This window comes from Macellibacteroides fermentans, from assembly GCF_013409575.1.
GTDB classification, from domain to species: domain Bacteria; phylum Bacteroidota; class Bacteroidia; order Bacteroidales; family Tannerellaceae; genus Macellibacteroides; species Macellibacteroides fermentans.
In genome coordinates this window covers 1,159,240-1,177,207 of record NZ_JACCCY010000001.1, presented here as the reverse complement: position 1 = coordinate 1,177,207, position 17,968 = coordinate 1,159,240, and the positions used below count along the sequence as shown (strand labels likewise).

The window sequence follows — 17,968 nt, the reverse complement described above, 5'->3', positions numbered from 1 at the left end:
TCATACAGGTTTGGAAAATGATTTAGTTGTATGTAGCATCAGCTTGTCCAATGAAGCAGCTACATTACGCACAAATATAGCACCTTTTGGAGTAAGTTGTATATTATGTTCGCTCCATGTGATAAGTCCATCTGACGCAAATTCATTCATCCGTTCCGGATTGAAAGCTGTGGCTGCCCGGTAGGTTTCGGATGATATACCGGCTTGTCTGGCCAGCTCCTCCCAATCAAGAGAGCCGTTACACATGAGTGATTCAATGGCTTCACGGGTGAGTTGTTCCTCGTAAGAAAGAGAATATCCCTTGGTTACTGCAAAGCCTCCCTGGTTGATTGTCTCTATGTAAGCGGTAATATCTTTTATATTCTGACTATAAGCTGTGGATAGCTGACTGATTCCCGTAACACCGAAGGCATAAACTTGTCCGGTAGTTCTGCGGGTGCAGTATCCCTGAAAATTGCGGTGAAGCTGCTTCGTTTGTAGAGCAGTAAAAAGTTCGTCGTCCGGTCGTACAAAGTGGTCCATACCCACGGCTTCGTACCCGGCTTTTTTAAGAAGTTGCCTTGCCGTGTCGTACATATTGCTTTTTTCTTCGCCGGCAGGCAATCCTGCTTTTTCGAGTAGAAGTTGACTTTTATTTACCCAGGGAACATGGGCATAAGAGAACGTAACAAGACGGTCTGGTTGAAGTTGGATTGCTCTGCGAATAGTCTGGCTGAAACTTTGAACAGTCTGATGGGGTAAACCGTAGATAAAGTCCATGTTAATACGTACTCCGGCATTCCGGAGGATCCCGAAAATAGTTTCCATAGGGAGCAGGGAAGCCCGGCGATTTACAGTTTTAAGCACTTTTTCGTCGAAGTCCTGTACGCCAAGACTGATTCTGTTGAACCCTGCCTGAGTGAGGGCTTCCCAATAACTTTCGTCCAGATAGCCCGGATGGCATTCTATAGCAATTTCAGGATCCTGGATGGTTTGGAAGCGTTCCCTCATATGTTCATTCAGTTCGCGCAGACGCTCAACAGGAATGGAGGTGGGACTTCCTCCGCCGTAATGAATCTGGGCAATCATCCGGCCATTGTCCAGTAATGCGGTTACCTTATCAATTTCTGTATGTACAGCTTTGAGGTATTCGTTTACCTTTTTTTCGTTTGTCATAGCGAAAGAATTGCATCCGCAGTAATGGCAAAGATGTTTGCAAAACGGAATGTGTACATAAAATGAAATGTGCCCGGGTTGTTGATTATTGGATGCTATTATAGCCTCTTCGTATGTCTTGTTGTTGAAGGCATCCGAAAAATAATTTGCAGGCGGATAACTTGTATATCTTGGTACAGGTACATTATATTTTTCAAGCAACAGGTCTGTCATTTTGTTTGTCCCTTTTTAAAAAACAGTAATATGAATAATAAGGAGGTAGTTGCCAGCACTACCTCAAATAAAAATACTCCGTGATAACCAGCATGGTCTCCTAGCTTACCACTCACAATAGCCATACACATACCGCTTAGATGCGTAATTACGGTCTGTATCGTAAAATCAGTTCCTTCGCGTCCTTCCCGTACGCTATCCATAGCTGTTGTATATACAACGATGGTTGCCATTCCATAACTTCCCCAAAGCAAAAAGATCCCGATATATAGCATCAGGGTGGTGGGAGTACAGTAAGAGAGACACATGAAATAGAGCGTGGCCAATAGAATACAAACAGAGAATAGAATCCGGCTACGGTATCTGCCTATGCGACGAAGGATGAATCCTCCTGCAAAAGAAGATGCGAATGCTACAGATGTTCCGGCTACACCACTCATAATCCCGATTTCCTGCATATTGTATCCCAGATCTACCATGTATGGTTTTAGCATAGCTAGTATGCCAATGAGCCCAGCGTAGTAAAGGAATAGAAAAACTATTTGTTTCCAGATACCTTTTTGAGTAAAAAAGTAATAAAAGTCCATACGTTTTGCTTTTTGAGCAGGACTCTTTTCTTTAATGGCAATTTCTTTGTTGAAAAGAAGGGGTGCCAGTGCGATGATTACAAATATGGCAAGACATGGAAGCAGGCTATTCCATCCGATCTGTTTGAAAAGAAGCAGGAGGGCTCCTCCTCCCAACATGGCTCCAGCAAAGCTTCCCATGGATTGCATACTGTTAACCAAGCTTTTGTCTTTTCTTTTAAATGAAAGAACTGCAAGAGCATCGGTGGCGATGTCTTGTGTGGCTGATGCTACAAACGAGATAATCACCAATACCAGAATGGTTGTAAAATTCTCTTTGAAATCAAGAAAGGCAACCGAAAATATAAGAACAGCATAGATTAGTTCCGAAGAGAAGATCCATTTCTTATAATGCGACACGGTAACACAGTTTCGATCTACAAGCGGTGACCAAAGAAATTTGAGAATCCAGGGAAGTTTTATCAATTGTAATAAGCCTATGGAGGCAAGCGAGAAATTTTCCTGCCGCATCATAACAGGAATAACCGTTGAGAAAAAGCTCATAGGTATACTCTGTGCTATGTAAAGACAGAAAAAGGTAACCAGTTTACTGGTTGTAGGTTTAAACCACATGGATTCTCTATTAGAAGTTCAACGTCAGATTTCCCCCAAAGGTAACAGGTTTTCCTTTCTGAGCAAAGGAGTTTCCGCCGCTTTCGAAGTAAAATGCCGTATATTCTGTTCCTGTGAGATTTTTTCCCCAGATGGAAGCCGTGAATGCTCCTTTCATGAAAGAGACTTTACCGTTCCATATACCGTAATATTTTTGAAAGGCTTCGTTGCTTTCACTCCAGTAGAGTTTCCCAGTTCCGCTATAGGAGATATTCATCTGGATGCGATCCAGCAAAGGCGATTTTACACGGAACAAATAATCGGTTCCCAAAGAGAATGTCTGAGACGGAACAAGTGGTAGCTTTTTTCCTGCATAATCCAATGTGGCGCTACGTTGATATTCTTTAAAAGTGGCATCAGTATAACCATAGGCAACGTTAAACATAAATCCGTTACATACATTAGCCTGGAGAGCGAATTCAATTCCCTTGCTTTCCGATCGGCCAGCATTTTTTAGCATGGAACCTTTTCCACTGGGTAGCGGTTGGTAGATTTGCTGGTTGCGCCAGTCAATATAGAACAGGCTTAACTCGGTCTTAATGCGGTTTTGCAAGAAGTTAAGTTTAGTTCCTGCTTCGTAGTTCCAACTGTATTCCGGTTCAAAAGAACGGTCTTCATCTCTTTCGAAGGAGGTGTTGAATCCCCCCGATTTATATCCTTTGGATACAGTGGTATATAGCAGTTGACTCCCAGAAAAGGTATATTGAAGTGTAGCTTTGGGGGTGAGCTGACGAAATGTGAGCTTACTTTTAAAGCTGTCAGTCATACCGGTTGTGTCATTCATGCTTCGATATGCTTTGTAATCGGTATGTGCCTGTTCCCAATCATAACGAATACCCAGTGTAAGAGAAAGTGCGTCGGTAAAAAGTTTATCGATAGTGGACTGGTGATAGAGGGCGAAGCCATAAGTGGGTGAATCGTAAACTTTATGGGTAGACATACGCTGGAGTTTGTAATCCATGTCGACTTCGTTGTCCATTCCCTGATAAAAACCAAAGGCTCCGAATAACCACTTATAATTAGTATGAGTTATAGCCTTAATATTAAGTTCTTCGGAAAGCATGTTTTGTTCTTGTTTTTGTATCACATAATATTGGTTTTTTGTTGAAAAGTCTTGATCTACTCCTTGTCTGTCTTTAAGATATTGAAATGCGGTTTGTGAACTCAGCCAAAAACGGTCTGTTTTGTAATCGACTGTGGCACCTGTATTGGACAGAGTACGTCGGTAAGAACTGAAGTCGTTGTAGTTGACTTGTCCCACACTGTTGGTCTCTTTGTTGTACAGCGCGTAGGGATAACCTCCTTGATCAGAGTGATCCAAACTGGTCATCAGCTGTATTTTGAGCTTTGGTTGCAATTGCCACTCCAGACGAATCCGTCCGGACCCACTGTCTTGTGTATCGGCCTTTTCGCCGGTAGCCAAGTTGTTGAAATACCCATCCGTATGATTATAGTTGCCGGATATGGCATAGCCCAGATTGTGGGTTAGTTTTCCATAGTGTGATGCCGATGCTTGTCGTTGTCCATAATTACCGGCCATTAGGGAAAGACTGCTCCCTTGCCATTCCAAGGGTGATTTAGTGAAAACATTTATAATACCACCCATGGTGTTCCGTCCGTATAGAGTACCTTGTGGACCGCGTAATACCTCGATACGGTCTATTTCACTGAAATCAAAATCGAAGGCCGACTTCTCAAAATATGGTATTCCATCTACATACAACCCCACGGACGGGGCATTAATCTTCGATCCAATTCCTCTGATATATACCGGAGATGTAAGTTTGGAGCCGTAATCGGGGATGAACAAATTGGGCACAAGCGCACTAAACTCCTTGATCCCGGTAATATTCCGGTTTACAATCCCCGTGCTGCTGAATGCAGAAGCCGAGATCGGCTCCATCCGGTAAGATTTATTCTGTTTGAATGACTGAACTACTACCTCGTCTAAAAAGATACTTCGGGAGTTCAATGTGTCAACCTCTTCCGCATGGAGCTGTAGTCCGAAAGAAAGAATACAGATTGTCAGAAAAATGAATTTGTTCATACGTTAGTTATTATTCCTGTATTTACAACTCAGGCCGATATATACCTATATCAGCCCGAATAATTTTGTTTTCGATTTCAGAAGGCCACAGATACTTCAGCGCCTACCTGGAACGGTTTTCCCTTTTGCATATATGGATTCCCAAATGATTCGAAATAGAACGCGGTATAATCAGCATCCAACAAGTTGCGAGTCCATACATCCAGTTTTATATTTCCTTTACGAACTCCGACTTTGGCATTCACTGTACCATAAAAGTCTTGTCCGATATCATTTTTTTCGGTCCACCAAATCTTTCCTGCTCCGGAGTATTGAGCTGATGCTGTAAACTGATCAAGCCAACAATTATTTAGTAGCTTGGAATACTGCAATCCAGCACTGAAGGTGTGAGAAGGAGTGTAGGGAATATGATTTCCCTTATAGTCAGTCCGGATAATTTCGGAACCTTGTTTTTCTTCATGGAAATAGTTCCGGAAAGTGGCATTCGTATATCCATAGTTGATGTTGGCGGTGAGGTTAGAAGTAATACGGGCCTGGATAGTTGCTTCTGCTCCCAGACTTCTTGCTTTTCCTCCGTTCGTTATCATTCGACCGTTGCCGCTGTTTACAAATTTAGTGAGTTGAATGTCACGAAGATCCATATAGAACAAGGTGAGTTCTGCTGTTAATCTTTTGTCGATCAGTTCACTCTTGATGCCTGCTTCATAGTTCCAACTGTATTCTGGTTTGTAGGATGCAACATCTTTAACTGGAGAGGGTTCTACTGCCATTTGTGGAGCATAGGCACTCATCAGGTCATATTTAAGCTGATCTTGTATCAGGTCAGCAAACATCTGTACGTTGTAACCTCCCGCCTTATACCCTCTTGCTGCCGAAATATAAGTAAATGTACGTGGGGTACATTCATACTTGAGCGAGATTTTGGGTAGAACCTGCCATGAGTCTTGGTTAATACTTCCATCCATAACGCTTGTTGGAAGTTCGGGCAAGGTAATCATCGGCATACCCGGTGCCATCTGCATACCAAAATGCATACTTGCTTCAGAGTGGTAATCCATCTCAGCCTTTTCGTAATCCAGTCTGATACCGGCGGTAAGAGATAATCCTTCTGAGAACAGATTGTTTATCGTGGATTGGTGGTAAAGTGCAAGTCCGTAGGTTGGAGTATCAAACGACCCCGGAATGTAGATCTGTTCATCCAGAATGATAAGTTGAGGCATTCGGGGAATACTTGCTTTAAGTCGGTCAAACACCGATTGAAGCACTGTTTTTACTCCATCTTCCTTGAATGTTACCGGACCATCCGTATGCAGATCGTCGTAAAACCCATACAAGCCAACAGACCACTGGTAATTAGTTGGTTGATTAGACTTTAGGGCTATTTCCTGACTGAATGCGTTTTGTTTCTGCTTTTGGTTGAGTGTGAAGATAGAAAGTGGAGAAAAGTCCTGATCCATATTCATGTTGTCCTTCAGATGCCGGTAACCAGTTGTGCTACTTAGAGTGAATTGATTGGACTTGTATTCCAATCGTAGCTGATTGCCGATCATTCTACGATTATATGTGCTTGAATCGTTTATACTTACCGCAGCAGTTTCTTTTGTTTCCGGATTGTATAATCCGTATGGAAATGCTCCCTGTTCTGAATAATCAAACGAAAAGTTGTAGATGGCTTTGAATTGGGGGCTAATCATCCATTCAAGCCCCAGACGCGCACCAACAGATTCTTCTTTATCGGCTTTCTTTCCATTGAATGAATTTGTGAAAAATCCGTCGTTCCGGTCATAGTAGCCTCCTATTGATAAAGCTACATTTTCCAAAAGTTTGTTATAATGGGATGCTTTTGCTTTAAACTGCCCGTAATTTCCTGCCGAAACAGAGAGCTTGGTTCCTTGATAATCGAAGGGGGAGAGGGTGTAGATGTTAATAATTCCTCCCATGGCATTACGTCCGTAAAGTGTACCTTGCGGACCACGAAGTACTTCTATCCGTTGGATATCCGTAAGTTCAAAATCGAATGTGCTTTTATCCATGTAAGGAGCGTCATTTACATAAAGGCCTACTGATTGTCCGCTGTTACGAGTCCCGATGCCCCGGATATATACAGCCGAAGTCATTTTGGATCCATAATCAGGAATAAAGAAGTTCGGTACGTAACTGCTGAGATCTTTTACCGATTCAATCTGATTTCCTCCAATAGTCTGCGGGGAAAGTATTGTTACGGATCCGGGAAGTTTCCGTAAGTTATTTGTTTCTTTGGTTGATGAGGTTACTACCACTTCATCCATGTGGTAGATTCTAAGAGTATCGGTCGCATTGTCTTGTATTGCTTTCGCATCACAGACAATAAATAAGCCTGCAAGGTACAAGGCGAATAAATATAGTTGCTTCATTGTTTTTTGATATTGAATTTACACGCAAAGGAACAAAAAGCAACATTTATCTACAATCACTATTTGTAGTGATTTTAACGTATAACTTCTTTTCGAAGATTACCCATTGAATCGAATGCTTTTCTGCATGAAAATAACAGTGTAAGCACATTTGTGATTAGAGATGATACAAAGATGGTGAGCATAATCAGAATCTGATATTTTATGGCTACCGATGGAGAACTTCCTCCCAAAATCTGTCCGGTCATCATCCCTGGCAAGGACACCAGCCCCATAACGGCGATGGTTGCTATGCTTCGATTCATTGTAACGCGGATGGCTTCACGCATAAAAAGAGCCAGAGCTTCAGTTCTGCTAGCTCCATTAGCCAGAGCAAAACGATAAGTTGTCTGCTGCTTACTTATCCCTTTGTAGAAATTGTTGAGGGAGACAACCATATCTGCCAGTGTGTTGCCGATAAGCATACCTGTGATTGGAATGAAGTATCTTGCATCAAAAATAAAGTCCAGTTTAAGCACGATGCCCAACAGATAAAGATCTACAACGGATAGACTGATTAACACGGAAGCGAAAACAGGCAGCAAAAATAATTTTCGGGACAGCTGTGCCCTGTCGATTACTGTGAAGGCGGTTACTGCAATCATAATAAGCACCCATACAAGGTTAATTACCCAGCTGTTAAGTGTAAATATGAATTCAAGATAGGTTCCAACCATCAACAATTGAATTGTCATCCTACCAACAGCCCAAAGGGTATCTTTAATTAATCCGGTTTTATAGTATGTGAATATTAAAATTGGGATAATCAGTAGTAGGTAACCGCTAATCAGATTAATCCAGCTAATATCTTGTGCTCCCATCTGTTATAATTTTATTTGTGTATCCATTAACTCTATCCACCGTAAATCGTGTGAGGCAGATATAACCGTTGTTTTCTTAAATGAGCCAATAAGCTTCGCAACTGCAACAGCCGAATCGTCGTCTAGAGCCGAAGTTGGTTCATCCAATATAATTATCGGCTTGTTGAGCAAAACAACGGAGGCTAATCCGAGACGTTGCTTTTGTCCTCCCGAAACTTCTGATAATTTTTTTGAAAGAATTGATTCGTCTAAAAGCAACAACTTTAGCACTTCATTAATTTTGTGATTATCAGGTTTCAGGTGCCGGTTATTTTTAAACTCGAAAGGATAGTAAATCAAATCCCCCACTGTGTCTAGATCGAGCGATAATTCCTGAGGCAGGTACGAAATTTCCTGACGGATTTTGTTTATTGTTGCCGGTGATAATAGCTGATTATTGATCCTTATTTCTCCACAGGCAAGAGGAACAAATCCCATAAGAGCGTTTAGTAAAGAACTTTTACCAGATCCGGATGGACCTGTGAAGACTGCCTTTTCGCCTTTTGATACTTCAAGATTAAACTCCCGAACAGGTTGCTCTTTTTCGTAGCGAATAGTTGTCCCAATAAATTGAATCATATTATATGTTTATAAATCGATATCTTCTGCTGAAATTATTCCATGCATAATGGCATAAAATATAAGTCCGCTCACTGTCTTTATTCCAAGTTTTGCAGTAATATTTTTCCGGTGTGAGAGGACTGTGTTCAGACTAATATTTAGTTTGTCGGCTATTTCTTTGTTAATAGTTCCCTTTACAACGAGTTGAAGAACTTCCATCTCTCTTGCACTAAGTTCTTTGTTGCCTTCGCTGGTTCCCAAATTAGTAACATCGTTTTCAAATAGTTGTTGTATTTGTTCGATAAGAGTTTCCAAGGGAGCCCTTACAGTGAGCAGATTGGTGTAGGCCGACTGACTTGCACCACAAAGTGGACAATCGCTTAAAATAACAGTTTTGCTTTTTCGTGGCAAAAAAAAGTCCACATTGAGTACAAATGTCTCTGAAAGTGTAAAGTAGTAGTCGAAAATATCTCCTCCCGTAGCCATAAAGGATTCGTAGGTTGAGAAGCAATTCGTTTCAACCGGAGCAAAATACTCTGTCAGAATGCTTTGTAGACCCGATGACTGTAAAGTGTCGGGCAGAATGATGGCTATACGCTTAGTGTGATACATAATCGGCTCTCTTATTTACATAATTGTTCCATCGCAAGCGCCATAGGAGCAAGAATACGGTAGCGGATGCGATTGTGTTGCTTGATGTCTTTCTCCAGACTTTGAATGGAGAATATTACGGCATAGCAAAGATTTTCGTTGTAATCGCCTGATATGTGCTTCACAAGAATGCTCTTTAAATCATAGAGTAAAGCTTCAATACGATCCTCATTTCGTTGAATAGTGCAGAGTTGCAATTCTTTAATCCCTTCAGATGTTTGCTGAATATTCAATTTATTGCTAAGAGCCAGGCAATAAGGAAACCATTCTTTCTCATCTTTCTCTATACGCGAAATGAGTTCATCTTTAAATGTAGAGAAAAATTTACCAATCAGAGTCAGTGATGCATTTCCTCTATCACTCATAGAGATAAAGGATGATAGATGTCTCTCTATATTTGGTAGTTGGTAACGGCTGTAATAGATATTGGTCTTGGTAAGATAATCTATGATTTGCGAGGTATGAAACATTTGTAGTTTCTTTTCCGGAAAATACTCTTCATTTAGAAATGTATTAACCATTATGAGAAAGAAATCTGTATCTATCCCATATTCATCGCAAATTTGTATTACTGATTTGTCGCCTAAACCAAGGCGAATCCCAAACCGGGTGATAACTGGAATAAGTGAGGTGTGTTCTTCAACCACCTCACTTAATTTCATTGTCGGATTTACTAACGGCATTTATGCTTTCTCCCATTGTTCACGCAGAAGTTTGAGGGCGGCAGGTAAAACAACCTTTCGGTCGCCTTCGCAACCACATTCAAAACTGACGTATTTGTTATAACCAATCATTTTTAACCCTTTGAATCCATCAATATAGTTATCAGCTTCTCCATCTTCGCCCGGCATGATGCGTCTTTTTCTACTGGCAACATGTACGTGTTGTAAATATTCTCCAGCCGAGATAAAGGCTCCCATATCCGATGTTTCTTCCCAGGTCATATGCCAGAAATCACCCATACAACGCACTCCCTTGTTATTTATATCCCTGCAGATAGAGGCGGCATCAGCAACCTGACGTAGATAAAAACACTCCCGCCTGTTTAAAGGTTCAAAAATAACGGTAGTACCATGTTCTGCAGCGTAGTTTCCCATTTCAGTAAATTGTTCACAGAGAAAGTTTCTTGTTTCCATTGTATGTGGAAGCACAGGTACCTGATTGTTGAATGCTGGTACAATGATAACTCCTGTTGAACCTACTTCACCTGCAGCAGCTATATTTTCCTTCATGGTATCCATGCACTGTTTTCTGATTTCGGGATTTTCTGATAGGATGAATCCTTTAAAACCAGCACAGATGGCACTTACTTTTATATTACGTCCTTTTAAGGCTTGTTTGATTTCGCCTACACGTCCGGACAGGTTACCTCCACCTAGTTCGATGCCTACAACTCCATTTGCTTCCATAAAATCGAGCTTCTGTTGTAGGTTGTCTCCGGGAGTCAATCCCTCCTGGAGTGAAAGATTGAGTGTAACATTTCCAGATGATACCGGCTGAGCTTGCGAACAAGAGGAGGCAAATACCATTTGACTGCCTCCTGCTGTTGCAATTGCTGCACCGGACAGAGTTGCTCTTAGAAAGTTTCTTCTGTTTAGTGTCATAATCCGGTTATTTTTTTTCTACTGGTTTGCCCGGAACCTGAACAACGAAAGTGCTCATGTCCATCTTGCCCAGATTGAGATCCTTGGGTGTGTAATCAATTGTTGAGGCGGTCATCGCATCCCAGGTAGTTTCTGCTCCTGTATAGGCTGATTCGCGTCCCATGATTGCAGCCATATTGGAAACGGCAGTTTCTTCAGCCTGAGCAATTGGTTTTTTAGAACGAATGTGGGTAATCCAATTGGCATGTTCCAATGTATATGGATCTGTTTGTTTGAAATTGGCTTTTTCAGCTTCACCGTCATACTTCCAAACCACATTTCCGGCAAGATCCTTAATTTCCATTGTAGAACTATCCCAAGAGCCTTTAGTTCCCTGTATAAATTCACTTACGTTGGTTGCACAACCGTCTATCTGGCGACACATACTGTGCAAATGTATACCATTTTCCATGGTAAAATCTACACTGAAATTGTCGTATTGATCGCCGGTAAGTCTACGTTGACGAGAACCGAATGCCACTGCTTTAACCGGTTTAAGTCCGCTGAACCATGTAAACACGTCAATATTATGTACATGTTGTTCTACAATATGATCTCCAGACAACCATTTCCAGTTAACCCAATCTTTGATCATCCATTCGCAATCACTCCATCCGGTCTGACGTTCTTTGTACCAAAGCATCCCCTGATTCCAATATACTGTACCTCCCGTAATTTCGCCAATGGTACCTTCCATAATCTTTTTATAGGATTCTACATAACTGCGTTGGTGATGACGCTGTGTTCCTGTTACAACACATAGACCTTTGGCTGTGGCCTGTTTGGATGTAGCAACAATCGTACGATATCCGGTAGGATCAACACAGATTGGTTTTTCAAGGAATGAGTGTTTGCCTTTTTCTGTAGCATATTTAAAGTGTTCCGGACGGAACAAGGGAGGAGTCGCGATAATTACTACGTCCACTCCACTATCTATTACCTGTTTGTAAGCATCTAAACCTACAAAGCATTTATCTGCTGCAATTTCAATGTTTTTTTCGTCTTTCAGCTTTTTTGCAAGGCCTTCAACTCTATCCTGAAAAACATCACCAAGGGCAACAACAGTTACACCGTTAGCCGCATTCAGGAAATTCATGGCTGCTCCGGATCCGCGACCGCCGCAACCAATCACACCCGCTTTAAGCTCTTGTCCGTCTATGGCCATGTCGGTTAGTTCCGGAATGTAATAGGTCCCGGCTTCCTTTAATGGCTTAAGAACGTTACTTTCTGTTTTGCCTCCGCCGCAAGAGGTTAAAGCTGCTGTAGCTGCTGCTCCAGCTCCCAAGGTGCCAACGGCTCCCATCAAGGCAGAATTTTTAAGGAAATCTCTTCTGCTGAGATTGTTTTCTTTTTTCATGATCTAAAATAATTAAAGTAACAATGGTATATAGAATTTATTTAGCTTTAAGAGAAGAATCGGGTTCGCAGACAACACGGAAGCCAATGCCTCGTATATCAGAATACCACCAGATGCTTTTTGGTTGCTGTGGATCAGTTTTCAACCATGCATCGTGTTTAGTATAGTCGCGTGATGCAGAACGGAGTTTGGAAGCATCGGAAGTATAATTTCCTCCGCGAACCACCCACTCGGTACCCTCTTTTACAATTGGATCTTTAACGCTGGCTCCCCCTTTTTTGTAGGCGTCGGGCGAATATTTGTCTGCACAGTATTCCATTACGTTACCCAACATGTTCTTTAATCCAAATGGATTGGCTTTAACTGCAGAAGGTTCCTGAGTTTTGTTTTTACTGTTTTTATTGTAAATAACATATTCACTTATGATATCTGTATCAGCATCAAAGAATTTTCTCCAGAAACCAATATCGGAATAGTCTTTGGGATCTCCTTCAAAGAAGTAAGGAGTGCTTGTTCCACCACGTGCAGCATATTCCCATTCTGCTTCAGTTGGAAGTCTGTATTTTTTACCTGTTTTCTTTGACAGCCACTGGCAGAAAGTTTCTGCGGCATAGTGTGTCATGGTTATAGCCGGTCGGTTGCCACTACCCCATCCCTGATCCGGAAAGCCAAAAGGAGGAGTCGGACCGGATATAGCATCTACATCGGGATTACTGTTGTTGGCATATACGGTTTCGGGAGGAGTTCTTCCCTCACTCATCGTATTGCCGTAGAATGCCCAGTATTGATCCCAGGTAACCTCAACTTCTGCCATAAAGAACGGACTTACTGTTACGTTGCGAACAGGACTTTCATCCTCACCCCGTAACGGCTCTTTTTCAGGACTACCCATTTTGAAACTGCCACCCGGGATTGCCTTCATAGATAAGGTAACGGGTGTTCCCGGAATTGTTTCTATGTAATCCTTAAACTCAGTAACAAGTGCAGGTTCTTTGAAAAATGTGCTTGAATCTGCAGATGCCCCAGCTAGTCCCGGAATACCGGTCATCTGCGAATGAGCATAATTGGGATTATAGTGACCTGCATCAAGGTGACAACTTATACATTGCAGATTCAGTTTTTTCTCATTTTCTTCATAATAAAGATGGGCGGTGATTCCCTTGTCGGTTACTCCTTCAGGAAAGAGGTTCTGATGGCACTCTTTACATGATTCGTTCGGAATGAATGTAACTGCGTATTCTAGCTGTGATTTGGCTTCCCAATCAAAATCGGCACTGTCTTTTGTTAAATACCCCCATACGTCGCGTATGCCAAGTTTGGCTTTGGCGGTATAATGGGCCCAAGTATCATGCTTAGGCGGTAAATGACAGTCTACGCAGTGTGTCTTAACACCACTGCCGTTATTGACATGTTTAGACATTTTCCAGCTATCTTCTGCATGAGGATGTACGTGGCACATCATACATGATTCATCTGTTGAAAAATAGACGGATGTCTGATAGGTGGCCACGATTAATCCTGCTCCCAGGAGAAATCCGGCGAGAAGAAAAAATGACTTCTTTCTATAAAACCTTTCCTTAGGATTATAGCGGTTTGAATTTCTGTGTGTCATCGCTTTTTACGGTACTCGAATTTCGTTAGATTTTATTAGATTTAATGAGGGAATAAAAGTAATAAATACACTTTAAATAATGGTGAATGTTAAATAGATTTAACGTAAATAAACGTTAAATTATGCTTTTTTATACTTGGGCGGAAAATAGTGAAAAAAAGGAAATTAAATTCGGTCTGAATTAAATTGCGTGTAAATAAAAAAAACGACAACCTGTGTCGTTTTATGCACGGGTCGAGAGACTCGAACTCCCGACACCTGGTTTTGGAGACCAGTGCTCTACCAACTGAGCTAGACCCGTATTGCGGGTGCAAAAGTAGTTTAATATTTCAATAAAGCAATAGCTTTTTAAAAAAAGAACTTACTTTTGTTATTATTTCTTCATTTAAACCATTATTTCATGCATTTTACACAAGAATTAACTCAGGGGACATTGCTGAAAAGGTACAAAAGATTTTTGGCAGATATAACGCTAACCAACGGAGAGCTTGTTACAGCTCATTGTCCCAATTCCGGCTCCATGAAAACGTGTCTTGAAAATGATGCACCTGTTCTTTTGTCACATTCATCAAATCCATCCCGAAAGAATGCCTTTACATGGGAGTTGATTTATTTGGATGGTGGATGGGTATGTATCAATACGCAACATGCTAATACCGTGGCTTTTGAAGCTGTACAAGCAGGAGTAATTCCTTCCTTGTCGGGCTTTAACTTAGTAAAACGAGAAGTAACCTTTGGAGACAGTCGTTTTGATCTTTACGCAGAGAGAGGAGATGAGAAATGGTTTATTGAAGTAAAAAGCGTTACTCTTAAGTTAAATGGAGAAGCCTCATTTCCTGATTCGGTCACTACACGCGGACAAAAGCATCTACTCACCCTGGCAGAGGCGAAGAGTCAGGGATACCACACAGCTATGTTGTATGTGCTGATGCGTTCGGATGTGCAATTTTTCCGACCGGCAAAAGAAATTGATCCCGTCTATGCTTCCACACTGAAAGAGGTGGCAAAAAAGGGTGTTGAGGTGATTGTTGCAGGCACTACTATCACTCCCCGGGGAATAATCATAGACAGGGAGATACCATTTGAAATTTAATCAGGAGACGTCTGTTCAAGCATATAAGGATGCGACCTGTTTTTAATTAATCAGATCACATCCTTTTATTTTGGAATATTCTATACAGTCTCGGCTGGTTTCATAACCACGCCCAGACTATTTTTCCCATCCATCTTCACAACAATAGGACTGTCAAAACGAACATGACGTAAATACTGTGTCTCTTCCACCGCTGGTTGTTTATTCAGAAAATCTTCGTCAAACCAACCATCTTGTTTAAACGGGTTAACAGTGAAATAACCAACGCCGAATGACGTGAGATTTTGGAAGAAATGAGTTCCCTGACTTGGGTCTATACGGTAATTCTCGAGTCCTGATTCCACGATCACACGTGCATTGGATATGTGAGGCCATTTTACCGGAATACCAAGCCACGTATCACTACTTCCCCATCTTCCAGGACCAACCAAAACGTAGTTTTTCTTTTCATCAGTGAACTTTCGGTTCATTTTCTCTATTTCATACGCTATAAGCTGATTGTTGCTGGAATTGAAAGATCCTGATTTTACATAAATGATATCGTGTACTTCCTTGTCTATTCCATGCCCTAAAACGCTGGTTGAAGAAAGGATGGTGCTTTCATTAGGAACATTGCGTAAATCTTCGTTTATCACCTCTTTATTATCAACAATGGGGCGAACCTGTAATAAATAAAATATTGCTTTACGTGGATCGGAAGGATCAAGATTTACGGCAAACTCTATTTCTATGGGTCTTCCCATTTCTTCCTGACCGGTTTGTAGTACAGCACTAAGTGTTTCGGCCAATGGGAATACATCATGCTGCAGTATATTTACAAAAGAAATAATTTTTCTGCCACCGGGATAATATCCATCTCTTATTATCTGATCATATGGATCGTAAGTAGACGTTATAAATTTTAGAGATCCATCCTGGTCGGCCTCTTTCAGACTTAACTTAAGCAGGTTGAATGCATCATCAATTGAAAACTGGTCGGCCAGATTTTCCAGATCAAGGGCGTAGAAACGTGTCTGAGTCTCGCGCAAAGCGTAATCCATCGAACTCATCTGTAAGATATTGTGCGGATGACGAGGAGAGAAACGTAAGGTAAGCCCCCCGTCGACGATGTATTTACCTAATCCAAGAGCAATGTTGGCTATCCCGTCTTCTGCCTTTTCATTTCCAATCGGATAGAAATTAAGCGAACGTGCTACACCAGAGAAAGTCGGATAGAAGCGATTGTTATATTTGGTGCCAACTACCTCCTGCAAAACCACAGCCATCTTTTCCTGATCAATAAGATTGGATGTTGCTGTCATATAGGCTTTGCTGTCTTTGTAAAATACAGATGCATATACGGCTTTGATCGCATCACTCAACGTGCGAAGCATTTCATATTTATCTTCAAGCTTGGGCACCATATATGTGGCGTAAATACCAGCAAATGGTTGATAATGTGAATCTTCAAGTAGACTCGACGACCGGATGGCAATCGGACTTTTTATAACTTCAAAAAAAGCCATCAGGTCTTCAATCAGTCGTGCAGGCAGACTGGCGCGTAAAAAATACTTTAGTATGGTGTCGTCATCGGCATCACTTAACGCCAACGGATAGAGTTCGTTCGTCTCCATAAACTCATCAAAAATATCCGTACAGATTACGACAGTCCGCGGAATATTGATTTCAAAATTATCCTTACTCCAATTGGGATAACGCTTAACCATGGTCCCTATAAACGCCAGACCACGTCCTTTTCCTCCAAGCGATCCTTCACCTATACGGGCAAAGTTTGAATATTCGTCGAATCGATCTTTTTGGAATACCGCAACAATTCCCGAATTCTTCATGCGTCGGTATTGAACAATCAGATCAAATATTAGTTGTCGCGCCTCATCCATGTCTTTGTAATCACTCACATCCACATCTTTTAGAATAACTGCCGGGGGAAACATGGCACGCGAGAAAAAGAAGCGTGAGAAATGGTTTCTGGATAAGTGGTAAACCAATGAATTATCGGGGATTTCAAAAATCTTTCTCTGTAGGTCTTTTAAGTCCTTGATACGCATGATTTCCTTGCGCGTTTCGGGATTGATAATAAGAAAATCGCCGAACCCAAATCTTTGCATGATTTTTTTTCTTAGATCCTGTGGATAGCTTTTTGAATTTTTATCAATAAAGGAGGCATTAAGTTCTTCTGCATACACTTTGTTGGACGACTCAGATGATTCTAATACAAATGGGATGATTAATCCGGTTTTTCGTACATATTGACCAAATTTATATCCGGCATAAGGATCTTTTACTCCTTCATGCATGAAACTCATATCTGATATTATCCCAAGAATGTTATCCCGATACTGATCAAATATCCGGACAGCCTCTTCATAATTCCGTGCCAGTTTGATTTTTGGACGTCCTCGCATTCTCAATGTTCTTTGATGTTCATTGAGTGCTTCCTTAGAAAACTCCTGACTTTGCTCCAATACAAATTTATATAAGTGGGGGAGTGCCGATGAGTAGAATCTTACGGAATCTTCAACCAATAGAATTATTTGTACGCCAACCGAATCCACATCATCTCTGGCATTCATCTTGTCTTCAATCAATTTAATGATGGCAAGCAATAATTCAGAATTACCCAGCCAACTGAACACATAGTCAATCGCCGATAAATCTTCACCTTCTACTCTTTTCGAAACCTCTTTTGAAAAAGGGGTGAGTACAACAATCGGGATCTCGGGATAGTGTATTTTTATTTCCTTAGCTGCTGCGAAAATATCTCTGCTATCCATGTTTGGCATACAGATAATCAGCTCATAGTTCTTTTTTTTAAGTTCCGTAAGAGCCTCTTCTTCATTTGTTACCTGGGTGAATCGCGGAGGATAACGCAAACTAAGAGATGTATACTCATTAAAAATTTGCTCATCTACACGTCCGTCGTCCTCTAACATAAAGGCATCGTACTTGGTTGCAATAAGCAATATATTGTAAATTCGCTTATTCATTAAATTAGCGAACGAGGTGTCTTTGAACACAAGGTTTTTGAAGTCGGGAATACCACTCATAAGATTTAACACTTTAAAGTGTCCAAAAGTAAGCAAAAAACTTGGTTGTTCTATATTTA

General features: G+C 41.2%; 13 protein-coding genes and 1 tRNA gene. 1 reads left to right on the top strand and 13 read right to left on the bottom strand.

Annotated elements, in window-relative coordinates:
* From hemN to F5613_RS04935, 12 genes are all read right to left on the bottom strand, one after another.
* Positions 1–1,368: an oxygen-independent coproporphyrinogen III oxidase gene (gene hemN / locus F5613_RS04990; protein WP_179398901.1), complete on the bottom strand. Its 1,368-nt coding sequence runs from the start codon at positions 1,366–1,368 to the stop codon at positions 1–3.
* Positions 1,365–2,567: an MFS transporter gene (locus tag F5613_RS04985; protein WP_179398900.1), complete on the bottom strand. Its 1,203-nt coding sequence runs from the start codon at positions 2,565–2,567 to the stop codon at positions 1,365–1,367. Before F5613_RS04985 ends, hemN begins: the two co-directional genes overlap by 4 nt.
* 10 nt (positions 2,568–2,577) lie before the next feature.
* Positions 2,578–4,653: a TonB-dependent receptor gene (locus F5613_RS04980; protein ID WP_179398899.1), complete on the bottom strand. Its 2,076-nt coding sequence runs from the start codon at positions 4,651–4,653 to the stop codon at positions 2,578–2,580.
* Positions 4,654–4,730: 77 nt separating this feature from the next.
* On the bottom strand, positions 4,731–7,046 hold the full coding sequence (locus tag F5613_RS04975) for a TonB-dependent receptor (protein ID WP_179398898.1): 2,316 nt from the start codon (positions 7,044–7,046) through the stop codon (positions 4,731–4,733).
* Between the two features lie 74 nt (positions 7,047–7,120).
* Positions 7,121–7,906, bottom strand: coding sequence for an ABC transporter permease (locus F5613_RS04970; protein WP_179398897.1), 786 nt, complete (start codon positions 7,904–7,906; stop codon positions 7,121–7,123).
* A 3-nt stretch (positions 7,907–7,909) separates the two neighbouring features.
* Entirely contained in the window at positions 7,910–8,524 is a 615-nt protein-coding gene (locus tag F5613_RS04965; protein WP_179398896.1) for an ABC transporter ATP-binding protein, read from the bottom strand.
* 9 nt (positions 8,525–8,533) lie between these two features.
* On the bottom strand, positions 8,534–9,118 hold the full coding sequence (locus F5613_RS04960) for a response regulator transcription factor (RefSeq protein ID WP_179398895.1): 585 nt from the start codon (positions 9,116–9,118) through the stop codon (positions 8,534–8,536).
* Positions 9,119–9,129: 11 nt separating this feature from the next.
* On the bottom strand, positions 9,130–9,819 hold the full coding sequence (locus F5613_RS04955) for a helix-turn-helix transcriptional regulator (RefSeq protein ID WP_179398894.1): 690 nt from the start codon (positions 9,817–9,819) through the stop codon (positions 9,130–9,132).
* Between the two features lie 21 nt (positions 9,820–9,840).
* Complete coding sequence (locus F5613_RS04950; RefSeq protein WP_394353440.1) at positions 9,841–10,686, bottom strand: sugar phosphate isomerase/epimerase family protein; 846 nt, start codon at positions 10,684–10,686, stop codon at positions 9,841–9,843.
* An 82-nt stretch (positions 10,687–10,768) separates the two neighbouring features.
* Complete coding sequence (locus F5613_RS04945) at positions 10,769–12,157, bottom strand: Gfo/Idh/MocA family protein (RefSeq protein ID WP_179398892.1); 1,389 nt, start codon at positions 12,155–12,157, stop codon at positions 10,769–10,771.
* A 37-nt stretch (positions 12,158–12,194) separates the two neighbouring features.
* Positions 12,195–13,769 (bottom strand): SUMF1/EgtB/PvdO family nonheme iron enzyme, encoded by a 1,575-nt coding sequence (locus F5613_RS04940; RefSeq protein ID WP_068184345.1) that lies wholly within the window; start codon positions 13,767–13,769, stop codon positions 12,195–12,197.
* A 228-nt stretch (positions 13,770–13,997) separates the two neighbouring features.
* A tRNA-Trp gene (locus F5613_RS04935) sits at positions 13,998–14,070 on the bottom strand.
* A gap of 99 nt (positions 14,071–14,169) precedes the next feature.
* On the opposite strand from F5613_RS04935, the gene sfsA reads away from it, so the two are divergent.
* Positions 14,170–14,862, top strand: a complete 693-nt coding sequence (sfsA, locus tag F5613_RS04930; protein ID WP_179398891.1) for a DNA/RNA nuclease SfsA — start codon at positions 14,170–14,172, stop codon at positions 14,860–14,862.
* Positions 14,863–14,942: 80 nt separating this feature from the next.
* Here sfsA and F5613_RS04925 read toward each other — a convergent pair whose 3' ends face one another.
* Complete coding sequence (locus tag F5613_RS04925) at positions 14,943–17,909, bottom strand: PEP/pyruvate-binding domain-containing protein (protein WP_179398890.1); 2,967 nt, start codon at positions 17,907–17,909, stop codon at positions 14,943–14,945.
* Positions 17,910–17,968: the final 59 nt, after the last annotated feature.